This window comes from Janthinobacterium silvisoli (genome assembly GCF_014200725.1).
In the GTDB taxonomy this organism is placed as follows: Bacteria; Pseudomonadota; Gammaproteobacteria; order Burkholderiales; family Burkholderiaceae_D; genus Janthinobacterium.
Map to the genome: position 1 here is coordinate 306,561 of NZ_JACHCL010000001.1, position 14,946 is coordinate 321,506.

14 protein-coding genes are annotated in these 14,946 nt (G+C 63.0%); 6 read left to right on the top strand and 8 right to left on the bottom strand.

The window, feature by feature from the left end:
• The first annotated feature begins 92 nt into the window (after positions 1 to 92).
• Both HDE75_RS01300 and gcvA read left to right on the top strand, forming a co-directional pair.
• On the top strand, positions 93 to 989 hold the full coding sequence (locus HDE75_RS01300; RefSeq protein ID WP_183679262.1) for a LysR family transcriptional regulator: 897 nt from the start codon (positions 93 to 95) through the stop codon (positions 987 to 989).
• Positions 990 to 994: 5 nt separating this feature from the next.
• Positions 995 to 1,909 (top strand): transcriptional regulator GcvA, encoded by a 915-nt coding sequence (gene gcvA / locus HDE75_RS01305; protein WP_183679264.1) that lies wholly within the window; start codon positions 995 to 997, stop codon positions 1,907 to 1,909.
• Position 1,910: 1 nt separating this feature from the next.
• Here gcvA and HDE75_RS01310 read toward each other — a convergent pair whose 3' ends face one another.
• The 3 genes from HDE75_RS01310 to HDE75_RS01320 are packed head-to-tail and all read right to left on the bottom strand — an operon-like array spanning position 1,911 to position 7,612.
• A complete protein-coding gene (locus HDE75_RS01310; protein WP_183679266.1) occupies positions 1,911 to 3,272 on the bottom strand; it encodes an efflux transporter outer membrane subunit in 1,362 nt (453 codons plus the stop codon).
• Positions 3,269 to 6,415: an efflux RND transporter permease subunit gene (locus tag HDE75_RS01315; RefSeq protein WP_183679268.1), complete on the bottom strand. Its 3,147-nt coding sequence runs from the start codon at positions 6,413 to 6,415 to the stop codon at positions 3,269 to 3,271. Before HDE75_RS01315 ends, HDE75_RS01310 begins: the two co-directional genes overlap by 4 nt.
• Positions 6,416 to 6,454: 39 nt before the next feature.
• Positions 6,455 to 7,612: an efflux RND transporter periplasmic adaptor subunit gene (locus tag HDE75_RS01320; RefSeq protein WP_183679269.1), complete on the bottom strand. Its 1,158-nt coding sequence runs from the start codon at positions 7,610 to 7,612 to the stop codon at positions 6,455 to 6,457.
• Between the two features lie 142 nt (positions 7,613 to 7,754).
• On the opposite strand from HDE75_RS01320, the gene HDE75_RS01325 reads away from it, so the two are divergent.
• The 3 genes from HDE75_RS01325 to HDE75_RS01335 all read left to right on the top strand — a co-directional run bounded on the left by HDE75_RS01325 (position 7,755) and on the right by HDE75_RS01335 (position 10,320).
• A complete protein-coding gene (locus HDE75_RS01325) occupies positions 7,755 to 8,525 on the top strand; it encodes a response regulator (RefSeq protein WP_183679271.1) in 771 nt (256 codons plus the stop codon).
• On the top strand, positions 8,516 to 9,595 hold the full coding sequence (locus HDE75_RS01330) for an ATP-binding protein (RefSeq protein ID WP_183679273.1): 1,080 nt from the start codon (positions 8,516 to 8,518) through the stop codon (positions 9,593 to 9,595). Before HDE75_RS01325 ends, HDE75_RS01330 begins: the two co-directional genes overlap by 10 nt.
• An 86-nt stretch (positions 9,596 to 9,681) precedes the next feature.
• Positions 9,682 to 10,320, top strand: coding sequence for an NAD(P)H-dependent oxidoreductase (locus HDE75_RS01335; RefSeq protein ID WP_183679275.1), 639 nt, complete (start codon positions 9,682 to 9,684; stop codon positions 10,318 to 10,320).
• Positions 10,321 to 10,389: 69 nt separating this feature from the next.
• On the opposite strand, the gene HDE75_RS01340 is transcribed toward HDE75_RS01335, so the two are convergent.
• Both HDE75_RS01340 and HDE75_RS01345 read right to left on the bottom strand, forming a co-directional pair.
• On the bottom strand, positions 10,390 to 11,133 hold the full coding sequence (locus HDE75_RS01340; protein ID WP_183679277.1) for a polysaccharide lyase family 7 protein: 744 nt from the start codon (positions 11,131 to 11,133) through the stop codon (positions 10,390 to 10,392).
• A 22-nt stretch (positions 11,134 to 11,155) separates the two neighbouring features.
• Positions 11,156 to 11,794 (bottom strand): TetR/AcrR family transcriptional regulator, encoded by a 639-nt coding sequence (locus tag HDE75_RS01345; protein WP_183679279.1) that lies wholly within the window; start codon positions 11,792 to 11,794, stop codon positions 11,156 to 11,158.
• 221 nt (positions 11,795 to 12,015) lie between these two features.
• On the opposite strand from HDE75_RS01345, the gene HDE75_RS01350 reads away from it, so the two are divergent.
• Complete coding sequence (locus tag HDE75_RS01350; protein WP_183679392.1) at positions 12,016 to 13,161, top strand: MFS transporter; 1,146 nt, start codon at positions 12,016 to 12,018, stop codon at positions 13,159 to 13,161.
• A 50-nt stretch (positions 13,162 to 13,211) separates the two neighbouring features.
• Here the strand turns inward: HDE75_RS01350 and HDE75_RS01355 are convergent, their stop codons facing one another.
• From HDE75_RS01355 to HDE75_RS01365, 3 genes are read right to left on the bottom strand one after another with little or no spacing between them, the layout of a single operon-like run.
• Positions 13,212 to 13,877, bottom strand: a complete 666-nt coding sequence (locus HDE75_RS01355) for a DUF799 domain-containing protein (RefSeq protein WP_183679281.1) — start codon at positions 13,875 to 13,877, stop codon at positions 13,212 to 13,214.
• Positions 13,874 to 14,245: a DUF4810 domain-containing protein gene (locus tag HDE75_RS01360; protein WP_221291731.1), complete on the bottom strand. Its 372-nt coding sequence runs from the start codon at positions 14,243 to 14,245 to the stop codon at positions 13,874 to 13,876. The genes HDE75_RS01355 and HDE75_RS01360 overlap by 4 nt, the downstream gene beginning before the upstream one ends.
• 8 nt (positions 14,246 to 14,253) lie before the next feature.
• Entirely contained in the window at positions 14,254 to 14,928 is a 675-nt protein-coding gene (locus HDE75_RS01365) for a CsgG/HfaB family protein (protein ID WP_183679283.1), read from the bottom strand.
• Between the last annotated feature and the right edge of the window lie 18 nt (positions 14,929 to 14,946).

Here is a 14,946-nt window from a genome sequence, read left to right on the forward strand (position 1 = left end):
GATGGCTGCCAGCTTAGCGCTCAGGCATTTACGGAGTAAGTGGGGTATAGTTCCGTTATTTACGGAGACTATCCTCCGCAATGGAATTCATCATGGACAGCATCAGCGCCCTCCACGTTTTCGTGCAAGTGGCAGAAACACGCAGCCTGGTGGCGGCCGGACGGCTGCTGGGCGTGTCCGCGTCGGCCATCGGCAAGCGCATCACCACCCTGGAAGAGCAGCTGGGCGTGCGGCTATTCCACCGCAGCACGCGCAGCCTGACCCTGACGGCGGAAGGCGCCATGTTCCTGCAGCGCAGCCGCCGCATCCTGGCCGAAGTCGAGGCGGCGCAAGCGGAGCTGTCGCAAGCGACGCTGGCGCCGCGCGGCCGCCTGCGGGTCAGCCTGCCCTTGATCGGCGACCCTTTCCTGCCGGTGCTGGCGCAGTTCAAGCAGTCTTATCCCGAGGTCGATCTCGATCTTGATTTCACCGACCGCCAGGTCGACGTGATCGAAGAAGGCTTCGATGCCGTGATCCGCAGCGGCGACGCGCCCGATTCGCGGCTGACGGCCCGCCGCCTGGGCGCCTACCGCATGCTGATCGTCGGCGCGCCCGCCTACTTTGCCGCGCACGGCTTGCCGCAGACCGGCGGCGAACTGGCGCAGCATAGCTGCATCCAGTTCCGCTATCCCAATACAGGCAAGTTCCAGCTATGGCCGCTGCACGCGGAAACCCTGCCGGCCGATTTCCACCTGCCCACCTCCGTGATCTGCAACAACCTGGAAACGCGCATCCTGTTTGCCTTGCAGGGACTGGGCATCGCCTACCTGCCAGACTTCGCCATCGATGGGCATCTGGCGGCGGGCCGGCTGGTGCAAGTACTGCCCGGCTGCGTCGAAAATCCCGCGCCCTTCCACATCATGTGGCCGTCCGGTAAACAACTGCCGCCCAAGCTGCGCGTGTTCATCGACTTTCTCGCCAGCCGGCTGTTTCCTTCCACATCACCATGAGCGCCATGAAAACGCCTGTTTACCTGAACGCCTTGCGCGCCTTCGAAGCGAGCGCCCGCCACCAGAGCTTTTCCGCCGCAGCACAAGAACTGAACGTCACGCCGGCCGCCGTCGGACAGCTGGTGCGCAGCCTGGAGGAATGGCTGGGCTCACCGCTGTTCCACCGGTTTAGCACCGGCCGCGCCAGGCTGGTAGCCACCGATGCGGCGCTGCGCGCGCTGCCCGATATCCGCGCCGGTCTCGATAAACTCAGCCTGGGATTGGAGATACTCAGGGAGGGCTCCAGCAGTGGCGTGCTGACCGTGACCGTCAGCCCAGCCTTCGCCGCCAAATGGCTGTTGCCGCGTATCGAGCGCTTCCAGGCCGCGTGCCCAGAGACGGATCTGCGCCTGGACACCAGCCTGAAACCCGTCGATTTCGCGGCCCAGCGCATCGATATCGGCGTGCGCTATGGTGCGGGTAGCTGGCCCGGCCTGGTCGCGGAAAAACTGATGGAAGAAGAGATATACCCGGTCTGCTCGCCGGCGCTGCTGCACAAGCAGGGAGTATTGCACTCACCTGCCGGCCTGGCGCATGTCACCTTGATCCACGATTTATCGATGGATGGCCACGCGGGCTTTCCGACCTGGGAAGCGTGGCTGGACAAGGCGGGCGTGGACCAGGTGACGGAACGGCGCGGCCTGCGCATCAATAATTCGGCGGCCGTGCTGCAGGCTGCCATCGATGGCAGCGGCGTGGCGCTGGCCCGCAGCGTGATGGCGGGCGACGATGTCGCCGCCGGCCGCCTGGTACGGCTGTTCCCCGAGCTGCGGCTGCACTCGCCGCTGGCCTATTACATCGTCTACCGGGCCGAATGCGCGAGCCTGCCCCGGCTGGCCGCCTTCCGGGCATGGCTGCAGGCCGAGGCAAGTGCCGGCTAGCTTACTCTTCCAGACCGCCACCGAGCGCCTTGTACAAGGCGATAGCCGACTTGAACTGGTCGCGCCGCAAGTCCAGCAAGGTTTGCTGGGCTGCATAGGACTGGCGCTGGGCGTCGAGCAATTCCAGCCGGCTGTCCTGACCCGCGCCGTAGCGCAGGGCCGACAGGCGTTGCCGCTGCCCGGACGCATCCACCACCCGCTGCTGCGCGCTGATCTGGCTGGCGTAAGTGGCGCTGCCGGCCAGGCCATCGCTCACCTCGCGAAACGCCGTCGCGATGGCTTGCTCGTATTGCAGCACGGCTGCCTGCGTGCGAATTTTTGATAGCTGCAATTCGGCCCGCAACTGCCCGCCCTGGAATAGCGGCTGCGTGATTTGCGGCGCAAACGACCAGCTGCGCGCGCCGCCACGGAACAAGTCGCCCAGCTCGGGGCTGGCAAGTCCCAGCTGCGCCGTCAGCGACAAACGCGGAAAGAAGGCGGCGCGGGCGACGCCGATTTCCGCATTCGCCGCCACCAGCGCATATTCGGCCTGTACGATGTCGGGGCGGCGCACCAGCAAGTCGGACGGTACGCCTGCCGGCAATTGTGTCAACACAGGATCACTGGCCAGCGGGCGGCCCGAAGGCAGCTGATCGGGTAGCGGGCCACCCAGCAACAGGACCAGCTGGTTGTGCGCAAGCAGCAGCGCCCGTTCGCGCGCCAACACGTCCGCTTCGGCTTGCGCCGCCTGGCCTTCGGCTTGCGCCACGTCCAGGCTACTACCCTGCTGCGCCGCCCGCAGGCGCTGCGTGAGGATCAATGCTTCGCGCCAGTCATGCAGGGTTTGCCGCGACAATAGCAGCTGCTCTTCGGCCAAGCGCTCTTCCAGGTAGGCGTCGGCCACGGCGGCTATCAGTACCAGACGGGCAGCGCGCTGGCCCTCCACCGTCGCCAGGTAACGGGCGAACGCCGCATCCGACAAGGAGCGCAAACGGCCGAACAGGTCGATCTCGAAGGCGCTCATGGCGATGCCGGCCGTGAACTGCTTATCCGTGCCGCGCTGGCGCGTGCCGCCCAGCGCGGCGCCCACGGCCGGGTAACGGGCCGCATCCTGGATCTGATACTGGGCACGCACGTCGTCCACGTTCAGCGCGGCCAGGCGCAAGTCGCGGTTATTCTGCAGCGCCAGTTCGACCAGCCGCTGCAAGCGTGCATCGAGCAGCATCAGGCGCCAGCCCAGGTCAGCCGCATTGCCGCCAGCTTCCGGCAAGGTCGGACCATAACTTGCGGGCACGGGTGAAGCTGGCTTGAGCAGCGCCGGCGTCAGGCTGCAGGCCGACAAACTCAGGGCCAGTATTGATAAAGTAAAGTAGCGCAACATCATGCTTGTCCTTCCAGCGCCTTGACGGCGGTAGTGTTTTCTTGTGGCCGCCAGCGTTGTCCTATCTTGTCCACCGCGCCCAGCACGACGACAAAGAAGACAGGCACGAAGAAGACGGCCAGCACAGTGGCGGTCAGCATGCCGCCGAAGACGCCCGTGCCGATTGCGTGCTGGGTCTCGGCGCTGGCGCCGGTTGCCAGCATCAGGGGCACCACGCCCAGGGCAAACGCCAAAGACGTCATCAGGATGGGGCGCAAACGCAAGCGCGACGCTTCCACGGCCGCCTCCAGCAAGCCCTTTCCCTGTGCCTGCAACTGGCGCGCATATTCCACGATCAAAATGGCGTTCTTGGCCGACAGGCCGATAATGGTGATCATGCCCACCTTGAAAAACACATCGTTCGGCATGCCGCGCACCATCACGGCCAGCACGGCGCCCAGCAAGCCTAGCGGCACGACCAGCATCACGGATAGCGGAATCGACCAGCTTTCATACAGCGCGGCCAGCACCAAAAACACCACCAGCATCGACAGCGCCATCAGCATGGGCGCTTGCGACGCCGATTCCTTTTCCTGCAGCGACTGGCCAGTCCAGGCCAGCGCAAAGCCGGGCGGCAGCTGCTTGGCCAGGCGCTCCATTTCCAGCATGGCGTCACCGCTGGACACGCCAGGCGCGGCGCTGCCGGAAATGCGCGATGCGGGGTAGCCCTGGTAGCGCACCAGTTGCAGCGGCGTTTCGCTCCACACGGGGTGCACCAGTTCGCCCAGCGCCACCATGCCGCCCGCGTTATTACGAACCCGCAGCGCCAGCACGTCGTTCAGCTGCATGCGCGCCGGCGCATCGGCCTGGATGATCACTTGCTGCATCCGGCCAGCGTTCGGGAAATCGTTGACATAGGTTGATCCCATGGCCGCCGTCAGCATGTCGCCCACGGCCGTGAAAGACACACCCAGCGCTTCGGCCTTGCTGCGGTCGATTTCCAGGCGCACGCTGGCGCCAGCCGGCAAGCCATCGGGATACACGCCAGCGACCTTGCCGCTTTGTCCGGCCAGTCCCAGCAACTTGTTTTGCGCCGCCTGCAAGGCGTCATGGCCCTGATTGGCCCGGTCCAGCAAGCGTACGCTGAAGCCCGAGGAATTACCCAGTTCATCGATGGCGGGCGGCATCAGGCTCATGATCATGCCCTCCTTCGCTTGCCCCATGGCTTGCTGCGCCAGCGCCACTTCTTCCTGGGCGGTGGCGCCATGGCGCTGCTTCCAGTCTTTCAGCATGGTGAAGGCCAGCGCGGCGTTCGGGCCGGAGCCGGAAAAACTGAAACCCAGCACGGACTGGTTCACCGCGATGCCGGGGCGCGACGCCACATGCTGTTCATACAGCTTGACGACATCGAGCGTGCGCTCCATGGTGGCGTCCGAAGGCAGCTGGATCGAAGTCAGGAAATAGCCCTGGTCTTCTTCCGGCAAAAAGGCCGATGGCAGCTGCATGAAGGCTACACCGAGCGCAGCGACGATGGCGGCATACACGAACATGGAGCGCCCGGCGCGCCTGAGCATGGCCACCACGCCCGCTTCGTAGCGGCGCGTCATGCGTTCGAACTGGCGGTCGAACCACCGGAAAAAGCCCTTCTTGTCATGCTCGTGCGGGACTATGGGTTTGAGCATGGTGGCGCACAGGGCCGGTGTCAGGGTCAAGGCCAGGAACGCGGAGAACAGGATAGAGACGGCCATCGCCAGGGTAAACTGGCGGTAGATGGCGCCCACGGAACCGCTGGCCAGCGCCATCGGAATGAACACGGCTACCAGTACCAAGGTGATGCCAACCACGGCGCCGGTGATTTCGCGCATGGCCTTGGAGGTGGCCTCTTTCGGCGACAGGCCTTCGGTGACCATCAAACGCTCGACCGCTTCCACTACCACGATGGCGTCATCGACGATGATGCCTATCGCCAGCACCATGCCGAACATGGTCAGCACGTTGACGGAGTAACCGGCCATCAGCATCACGGTGAAAGTGCCGAGCAGCGCAATCGGCGCAACGATGGCGGGAATCAGGGTGTAGCGTATCTTTTGCAGGAACAGATACATCACCAGGAAGACCAGCACCATCGCCTCGATCAAGGTGGCGACCACTTTTTCAATCGATATCTTCACGAAGGGCGCCGTATCAAACGGTACGGAATATTCCATCCCGGCCGGCATGGCGGGCGCCAGTTCGGCCATGCGCGCGCGCACGGCGCTGGCCGTCTGCACGGCGTTCGCACCGGGCGACAGCATGATGGCGGCGCCGGATGCGGCCTGGCCGTTTTCGCGTATGCTGAAGTTAAAGCTTTGCGCACCCAGTTCCACCCGCGCCACGTCGGCGATAGTCACTTTCGAGCCGTCGGGGTTGGCCCGCAGGACGATGGCGGCAAACTGCTGCGGCGTCTGCAACTGGCCCTGCACCGTCAAGGGCACGGTCACGCGTTGGCCAGCGATAAAAGGCGCGTCGCCCAGGCGGCCCGGCGCGATCTGCGCATTCTGTTGCGCTATCGCCGCGCTGATGTCGCCCATGGCGATGTTGTACGACACCAGCCTGGCCGGATCGACCCAGATGCGCATGGCCCGTTCGGTGCCGAACAGCTGTACCTTGCCCACGCCGGGGATGCGGCGCAGTTCTTCCGTCACGTTGCGCGCCAGGTAGTCGCCCAACCCCACTTCATCGAACTGGCCGCCAGCCGAATTGAGGCTGACGATCATCAGGAAGCCGGACGACGCCGATTCCACGCCCAGGCCATTTTGCCGCACCGCCTGCGGCAATCGCGGCTCAATCGCTTTCAGGCGGTTCTGCACGTCGACCTGCGCCATTTCGGGATTGGTGCCCGGCTTGAAGGTGACGGTGATCGAGGCCGAACCGGAGGTATCGGCCGAGGACTCGAAGTACAGCAGGTTCTTGACGCCCGACAGTTCGCGTTCGATCAGGCTCACCACCGAGTCGTTCATGGTTTGCGGCGTGGCGCCGGGGTAGCTTGCCTCGATGCTGACGGACGGCGGCGCCACCGAAGGGAAGCGCGCAATCGGCAATTGCGGTATGGCGATCAGTCCGAACAGGACGATAAAGATCGCCACCACCCAGGCAAAGACCGGGCGGTCGATAAAAAATTGCGGCATATGTTCAAGCTTTCAATCAGCGGATATTCAAAAATGCATTCAGCGCGGCGTGGTGCTAGCTGCGGCTGCCTGCACGCCAGCCCGTTTCCATGGCTGCGGCGCGGCCGTGGCGCCCGGCTGCAAACGCTCCTGTCCTTCGACCACCACGGTGTCGCCCGCGCGCAAGCCGCCCGTCACCACGTACTGGTGCGCAATCACGTCGCCGACGGCGATGGACTTCAGGCTGGCTTTGTGCCTGGCATCGAGCACCCAGGCTTGCGCCGCGCCGTCGCTATTGCGCAGCACGGCCTGTTGCGGCAGCAGCAAGCCATCGGCTTGCGTGGTCCGCGCGATGCGGGCCCGCACGAACATGCCCGGCAAGAGCTGGCGCTGGGGATTGTCGACCAGCACGCGGATGGTGGCGTCGCCCGTGCCCGCATCGATGCTGATGCCGGAAAACAGGATGCGGCCCTTGACCGGATACTCGCTGCCATCGGCCGCCAGAATGGCCACCGGCAGCTTGTCGACACCGGCCGGCCCCGAGGCCTGCAGGCTCGCCAGCGCGGACGCCGGCTGGCGCACGTCCACATACACCTGGTCGATCTGCTGGATGCGCGCCATGGGGGCCGCGTCGGCCTGCCCCACCAGCGCGCCTTCGCTGACCAGTTCCGACCCGATGCGTCCGGAAATGGGCGCGTCGATGCTGGCAAAGGCCAGGTCCAGGCGGCGCCGCGCCAGGGCTGCACGCGCCTGCGCCACGTTGGCGCTGGCCTGCTCGCGCTGGGCCACCGCATCGTCATAGGCCTGGCCGCTGATGGCGTCCGCCTCCATCAGCGGTTTCAAACGCTCGGCCTGGGTAGTGGCGCGCTGTGCGGTAGCGACGGCGTGCTGCAGGGCCGCAGCCGCCAGGTCGACGTCAGCCTGGAAAGGGGCTGGATTCAGCTGGAACAGCTTTTGCCCGGCGCGCACGTCGGCGCCCTGCTCGAATTGCCGGCGCAGCACGATGCCACCCACCTGCGGGCGAATATCGGCCGTGCGGTAAGCGGCCACGCGGCCCGGCAAGGTATCGCTGAGCACCACGGGCGCCGATTGCAGCTTGAGCACGGTGACCGAAGGGGCTGGCGCCGGTGGTTCCTGCGCGGGTTGGGAACAAGCGGCAAGGCAAAACAGGGCCGCGACGATGGCGGTATTTTTCTTGAGGCAGATAGGCGGATACATGGTCTTTTCTTTCGCTGGTCGCGACCGGCGGTCCGGTCGAGGGGTAGAGCAGCTTAGGGCAGGCGCATGGACATTTAGTCGAAGAAGTGTGGAGATTCGATGGAGATAGAGAACAATGAGAGAACAATGTTAGACTATTCGCATGATCCGTTTACACAGCACCAGTCACGACGCCGGCAGCCTGCCTGCGCGCCCCGCCCTCCCCGCCGCCGCCCTGATATTGATCGCCGAAGATGAACGACAAATCGCCCGCATCCTGGCCGGCTACCTGGAGCGCGACGGCTACCGCACGGCCTTTGCGCACGATGGCCGCGAAGCGCTGGAACAGCATCTGGCGCAAAAGCCCGACCTGATGCTGCTGGACGTGCAAATGCCGCACGTCGATGGCTGGCATGTGCTGACCGAAGTGCGCCGGCGCGGCGAAACGCCCGTTATCATGCTGACCGCGCGCGACCAGGACGCCGACAAGCTGGCCGCGCTGCGCGTGGGCGCCGACGACTATATCGTCAAGCCTTTCAACCCGGCCGAAGTGGTTGCGCGGGTGGCCGCCGTGCTGCGCCGCGCGCGCATGGGCCAGGCGGAAACCAGCCGCGCGCCGCTGCGCTGCGGACCCATCGAAATCGACCAGGAAACATATGTCGCCTGCGTGGTGCGCCACGGTGCAGCCATGCCGCTGGCGTTGACCCTGACGGAATTCCGTTTGCTTGCCCATTTGGCGCGCACGCCGCGGCGCGTCTGCAGCCGCCAGGAATTGCTGGAATCGTGCATGCCCGAAAGCAATTCACTGGAGCGCACGGTGGACAGCCATGTCAGCAAGCTGCGCAAGAAACTCGAGGAAGCGGGTCTGCCGAATATGCCGGCCAGCCTGCGCGGCGTGGGCTACCGTCTGGAAAGCGAGCAGCCATGCGCTTGATCGGCCTGAACCGGCAAATCATTTTGTCGATGTCCATTTTGATGCTGCTCAGCATACTGATGATCTGGATCAGCTCCTGGATTTTCTATGCCGTCATCTTCAAGATCGACCCCGAGATGCTGTCCGATCCCGAGGAATGGGCGCCCACCATGGCCGAATGGCTATGGATCTTCGCCATTACCGTATTCGGCCTGGTGCTGGCCACTTTTTCCGCCGTCAAGCTCACCCGGCGCATCTTGAAACCGCTCAATTCCGTGATGGACAGCGTGCGCCGCGTGGCCCACGGCGACCTGTCGGCGCGCGCCTCGGCGGGCGACCGCAGCCTCGGTGAAACGGCGATACTGGTCGATGATTTCAACACCATGGCCGAACGCCTGGAGCGCACGGCCAAGGAAAGCCTGACCTGGAATGCGGCCATCGCCCATGAATTGCGCACGCCGGTGACCATCTTGCGCGGCACCTTGCAAGGCGTAGTCGATGGCGTATTCAAGCCGGAAGAAGTGGAATTCGGCAGCCTGCTGTCGCAAGTCGAAGGCCTGGGCCGGCTGGTGGAAGATTTACGCACCTTGAGCCTGGCCGACAGCGGCCAGATGCAGCTGCGCATGGCCTGGACCGACCTGACCCTGGAAATCGAAGAAGTGGGCCGCTTGCTGGCCCAGGAACTCGATGCGGCTGGCTACACCCTGCAGCTGGATTTGTCCGACCACCCCGTCTGCTGCGATGCGGCGCGCATCCGGCAAATCGTGCTGGCCCTGCTCGACAACGCCCGCCGCCATGCCGACCCCGGCCCGCTGCGATTATGCACCCGTGTGCACGACGGCCAGTATTACCTGAGCCTGGAAGACGCCGGTCCCGGCATCGCGGACGCACTGGCGCCCCATGTGTTTGTAGCCTTTCGCCGCGGCGACAGCGTGCGCGACGAGCTCAACGCCGGCAGCGGCCTGGGGCTGGCGGTGGTCGAGGCCATCGCCCGCGCCCACGGCGGCAGCGCGGCCTGCGCGCGCGGCGTGGCGGGCGGCACGGTCTTCACGATACGCTGGCCGCTCGATAATGGCGCGGCGGCCAGTTGAGCCATTGTTTTGCCCGGAGGACTTGAAATAGCGGAAACTGCTATCATTTCTTTGTATACATTTTATTGATAAAGAAAGTGCTCATCATGACCGACCTGCTGCAAGCCCTGCAATGGCGCTACGCCACCAAGAAAATGGATCCGGCGAAAGCTGTGCCACAAGAGAAAGTCGAGCGCATCCTGGAAGCCGTGCGACTGACGGCCAGTTCCAGCGGATTGCAACCGTATGAAGTCTTCGTGGTCACCAATCCCGAACTGCGCGAACAGATCAAACCGCACGCCTGGAACCAGGCACAAGTGACGGACAGCTCGCACCTGCTGGTGTTTGCCGCCTGGGACAATTACACGGCCGAGCGCATCAACCACATGTTTGACCTGGTCAATGCCGAGCGCGGCATCAAGAACGAAGGCTGGGAAGCGTACCGCCAGCAATTGCTGAACACCTATCCGCAGCGCGATGCGGAAACCAATTACCAGCACGCCGCCCGCCAAGCCTATATCGGCGTGGGCACGGCACTGATCGCGGCCGCCGCCGAACATGTCGATTCGACGCCGATGGAAGGTTTTGACCCGGCCAAGGTCGATGACATCCTTGGCTTGCGGGCACGCGGCCTGCGTTCGGTCGTCATGCTGCCACTGGGCTACCGCGCCGATGCAGGCGACTGGCTGGTGAACCTGAAAAAAGTCCGCCGCGCGCGCAAGGAATTCATTACAGAATTAACGTAAGCGTGGCATAAGCGTGGCGTAATAGCCGCGACAGAGCGGATGCCATGACAGCATCCGCTTTTTTTACCGCTACTCGCTCAATTCCAGGCGCTCCACCGCAACGCTGGCCGTGCTGCCATCGTGCTGCTTGTCTTGCGAGTACAAGCCCGCCTTGTAATACACGGGAATCGCCTTCCAGGCGTCGCTAGCATAGCTGAACTCATGCTTTGCGCTGGCCTGACCACTACGCACATCGACGCTCAAGATATCGCCGCGCACGGCCAGCTTGCATTCGATACGGCTGCCCAGGGCCACGCCGCGCAACAGCGTGATGCGCTGTTCCGGGTCGCCGTAATGCTTTTTTACGCCCATCACGATATCGCCATGGCTCCAGCGCATCTTCAGCGCTTCCGAACCGCCGCTACGCTCGCCATGGATCTGGGCAAAGATCAATTCCCCTGTTGTTGGCTCGGCCAGCACACGCAGCGCAAGGGATAATGTGCGCCGCTGCGTGCTGCCAGAATCGATGGCCCAATTGCCTTTTTCCCGCAATTCCACGCGGGGAAACTCGGAATGCCCGCTATGGCCAGCTCCCGACGGCACGCGGAAGGCCATCGCCCCCGTATGCTGGTCGGTAAAGAAATAGCTGTCTTGATAAAGGCCGATAGGGTCGACTTCCGTGAATTGCAGGCGGGTATCGAGTGTTTGCAACAGGAATGGCGTCAGATTGAAATTCTGACCCGGTACCCGCCCGGGGTCGAGCGGTCCCGCTGGTGCAGCGCTGACAGTGTTAATCATGAAAAACACCGACACCAGCAAAACCATTTTTTTCATCGCCGCTCCAGGCACAGGGCACTCAGGCGGACGCCGAGTTACTCTTAGTATGCGCCAAATTGGTATCCCACACTACCATCAGTTGCTTGATCGCTGCATCGAGCACCGGGTATGCGACCCCATCGCGCGCCTGGATCGAGACACCCAATAAAAAGCCGTCAAATATGGCAGCCACGAAATGGGGATCGGCCGCAGCGGTCAGCTCACCGCTGGCGATGCCCCGTTCGACGCAGTGCACGAAGCCGGCCCGCGAGCGGGCGCGCGATTGGGCCAGCGGCTCGGCGACGGCCGCATGTTCGGGCGTGGGCGCGCTCATGGTGCCCAGCGCCACCATGCAGCCTTTCGGATGGCCCTGCTCGCACTGCATCTTTGTCGATTGCCGCAGCGCCAGTTCAACGGCCGCCCTGGGCGCCAGGGTATCGTCCCACAGGCATTCCGTTACCCTTGCATAGGTATCCAGATAGCGCTGCACGGCTTCGCGGAACAAGGCTTCCTTGGAGCCGAACGCCGCATAAAAGCTGGGCGCGGAAATGCCGCCGCCTATGCCTGCCTTGAGCTGGCTTAGCGACGTCGATTCGTAGCCTTGCTCCCAGAACAGATGCATCGCTTGCTCGATGGCTGCCTGACGGTCAAACGTGCGTGGCCGGCCCATTTGCGCCATTGTCCGCTCCTTGTTTACTGTGTTTTCAATGACTTCGATACTACTCGATACAGAAGTCGTTGACAAGCTGAGGCCGTCTCGCCTATATTTATACCGATCGATACATATATTGATATCGACAACATCCATCTCTTAAAGGATTTCCCTTGACTCATACCGCAACACAGATCAGGCACGCCGAGTCTGATCGCCTTCCCATTTCAGGCTTGCTGGCCCTGGCCATGACGGGCTTCATTTGCATCGTCACCGAAACATTGCCGGCCGGCTTGCTGCCGCAGATCAGCGAAGGGCTGTCCATCAGCCCTACCCTGGCCGGCCAGATGGTCACCGCCTATGCGCTGGGCTCCTTGCTGGCCGCGATACCGCTGACCATCGCCACGCGCGGCTGGCGCCGCCGCAACGTCTTGCTGCTAACCATCATCGGTTTCTTTCTCTTCAATTGCGCCACGGCGCTGTCGTCCCACTACGTGCTGACCCTGATTGCCCGCTTCCTTGCCGGGATGGCGGCGGGACTGGCCTGGAGCTTGCTGGCAGGCTATGCGCGGCGCATGGTGGCGCCGCACCAGCAGGGACGCGCCCTGGCGCTGGCCATGGTGGGTGCGCCGCTGGCGCTGTCGCTGGGAGTTCCGCTGGGAACTCTGCTGGGTGCTACCGTGGGCTGGCGCACAGCGTTCTGGATCATGTCGGCCATGACACTGGTGCTGATCCTGTGGGTGCTGGCCAAGGTACCCGATTATCCGGGCCAGAGCACACGTGAACGCATGCCACTACGCAAGGTTTTCCATACGCCGGGCGTGCGGGCTGTTTTGGCGGTCGTCATCGCGTGGATGCTCGCGCATAACATCCTGTACACCTATATCGCGCCCTTTGTGGCACCGGCCGGACTCGGTGGCCGCGTCGACCTGGTCTTGCTCATCTTTGGCGTAGCCGCCATGCTGGGCATCTGGATCACGGCAAGGCTGGTCGACCGCCATTTGCGCAGCACCGTGCTGGCCAGCCTGGCCGCATTTGTCGCCACGGCGCTGATATTTGGCCTGGCGTCGGAAATTGCCATCGTGGTATATCTGGGCATGGCCGTCTGGGGGATCAGCTTTGGCGGCGCAGCAACCCTGCTGCAAACGGCACTGGCGGACGCTGCTGGCGATGGCGCCGACGTGGCGCTGTCGATGAATGTGGTGGCCTGGAATGGCGCGATTGCCGGCGCCGGCCTGCTGGGTGGCGCGCTGCTCGAAATCTGGGGCGTGACTTCCTTACCCTGGGCGGTAGCCGCGCTGCTGTTGCTGGCGTTGGCCATCGCCTGGTCGGCGCGCTCGCATGCGTTCAAGCGGGGACGGCGCAGCGCTACGGGCCAGGTGGCGGGACACTAAAATAAAAAAGCCCCTGAAACATCAGGGGCTTGTGTTCATACCCGGCAGGATTACTGCGCCAGGTAGCGTTCCGAGCGCGGGCCGTACAGCAAGCCGTTCGGCGAGCCAGCGGATAGCAAACGCGAATTGGCCACGCCGGCGATAGGATGGCTGGCATCGGTGGAGCTGTTGATGATCTGCTTGACAGCAGCGGCCACCAGAGCGCCGATCAAACCGCCACCGCCGTTGTTATTGCCTTCATTGCTGGACGCGCTGGCCGCGCCTTCCCACAACAGGGTGCCAGTCTTCAGGTCAACCAGTTTGGCCTTGACCGATACCACGCTGACACTGTCGATCACCGTGTAGGTCGAACCATAGCGGGCGATGCTCATGTACAGGGCCGCGTCCGCGCCAAAGATCTCGCTGAGCTTTTTGGGATCGACGCCCTGGATATCGTGGGCATCGGTCAAGCCATTCTGCTTGAACGTTTCGCTCACCACGGCCACCGGCAGCACGTAATAACCAGCCTCGGCCAGCGGATACGTCACTTGCGCGTAGACGCTGTTGCCGGCGTTGACTTCAGGCGAATCGTTCAACGGAGGCAAGACCACGATGGAACGGGGCTTGGCTGCCTTGAACGCGGTGTAGTCATAGGCTGCCTGCTTGTTGCTGGCGCAACCGACTGCGAGCATGGCCGGCACCAGGCACAAGGCCAGTTTCAAGATGCGTGGCATCATAATTTCTCACCTTTTTTCAATTTGCCCAGCAGGAAGTCCATATAGCCAGCCGACTCGGGGAACAGTTTTTTCTCATCTTCGAACTGGGTTGCAACCTCATCCGTTTTACCGGTGACCGAGTACAGCATGCCCAGGTGGGCATGGAAACCAGGCGGCGCCTGGTTACCCTTGGCGCTGATGATTTGCAAGTCTTTTTCCATCGCGGCGATCTGCTGTTCCGGGCTTTCACCTTTCAGGTATTGATACACCTGTGGCTGATAGCTTTCCCATTGGTACAGGGACTTCGATTGCGAAGCGCAACCGGTCAATACGGCGCAGGCGGCCAGCGCCAGCAGAGCGGCGCTCTTTTTCATCACGATCTGTTTCATGGCTGACCTTATTGTTTGCGCAGTGCGCCAGCTTCGACACCGGCAACCAGGCGCTCGACAGCTTCGCGCATGGCCAGATCCAATACCTTGCCGTTCAGGGTAGCATCGTAGCTGGCGGTGCCGCCAAAGCCCAGCACTTCACGGTTCGACAGGCTGTATTCACCCGCGCCCTGGCTCGAATAGACTACTTCCGAGGTCGAGATATTGACGACGTTCAAGGTAATCTTGGCGTACGCCACTTGCGTCTTGCCACGGCCCATGATGCCGAACAGCTGATGGTCGCCCACTTCCTTGCGGCCGAATTCGGTCACGTCGCCGGTGATGACAAAGTCGGCGCCCTTGATATTCTGGCCTTGTTTCTTGTAATCGGCTTCCTGCTTGATTTCCGCCATATTGTCGCGGTCCAGCACATTGAAACGATTACTCGTTTGCAGATGTGCAATCAAGATCGTTTTCGACTGGCTGCCCAGACGGTCGACGCCATCGGAGAAGATGCCGCGCATGAAGCTGGAGCGGTTGTCGAACTTGCCGACGGCGATTGCGGTACGCGGACCAACATAGGGACGCTCGGCGCTGGCCACGGCAGGGACGACTACCGCTTTCGACGATTCGGTGGCGCAACCCGCCAAAGACGCGGCGATCAGTGTAGCGATCAACAGTGCGCCAGGTTTATTCTTATTCATAATGCCCTTAGAAGAGAT

Excerpts from the sequence above, each read along its gene's own strand:
- HDE75_RS01325 (WP_183679271.1), top strand. The coding sequence starts at position 7,755 with ATGATCCGTTTACACAGCACCAGTCACGACGCCGGCAGCCTGCCTGCG.
- HDE75_RS01360 (WP_221291731.1), bottom strand. The coding sequence starts at position 14,245 with ATGAAACAGATCGTGATGAAAAAGAGCGCCGCTCTGCTGGCGCTGGCC.
- HDE75_RS01300 (WP_183679262.1), top strand. The coding sequence starts at position 93 with ATGGACAGCATCAGCGCCCTCCACGTTTTCGTGCAAGTGGCAGAAACA.
- HDE75_RS01310 (WP_183679266.1), bottom strand. The coding sequence starts at position 3,272 with ATGATGTTGCGCTACTTTACTTTATCAATACTGGCCCTGAGTTTGTCG.
- HDE75_RS01340 (WP_183679277.1), bottom strand. The coding sequence starts at position 11,133 with ATGAAAAAAATGGTTTTGCTGGTGTCGGTGTTTTTCATGATTAACACT.
- HDE75_RS01320 (WP_183679269.1), bottom strand. The coding sequence starts at position 7,612 with ATGTATCCGCCTATCTGCCTCAAGAAAAATACCGCCATCGTCGCGGCC.
- HDE75_RS01345 (WP_183679279.1), bottom strand. The coding sequence starts at position 11,794 with ATGGCGCAAATGGGCCGGCCACGCACGTTTGACCGTCAGGCAGCCATC.
- HDE75_RS01335 (WP_183679275.1), top strand. The coding sequence starts at position 9,682 with ATGACCGACCTGCTGCAAGCCCTGCAATGGCGCTACGCCACCAAGAAA.
- HDE75_RS01330 (WP_183679273.1), top strand. The coding sequence starts at position 8,516 with ATGCGCTTGATCGGCCTGAACCGGCAAATCATTTTGTCGATGTCCATT.
- HDE75_RS01365 (WP_183679283.1), bottom strand. The coding sequence starts at position 14,928 with ATGAATAAGAATAAACCTGGCGCACTGTTGATCGCTACACTGATCGCC.
- gcvA (WP_183679264.1), top strand. The coding sequence starts at position 995 with ATGAAAACGCCTGTTTACCTGAACGCCTTGCGCGCCTTCGAAGCGAGC.
- HDE75_RS01355 (WP_183679281.1), bottom strand. The coding sequence starts at position 13,877 with ATGATGCCACGCATCTTGAAACTGGCCTTGTGCCTGGTGCCGGCCATG.
- HDE75_RS01315 (WP_183679268.1), bottom strand. The coding sequence starts at position 6,415 with ATGCCGCAATTTTTTATCGACCGCCCGGTCTTTGCCTGGGTGGTGGCG.
- HDE75_RS01350 (WP_183679392.1), top strand. The coding sequence starts at position 12,016 with ATGACGGGCTTCATTTGCATCGTCACCGAAACATTGCCGGCCGGCTTG.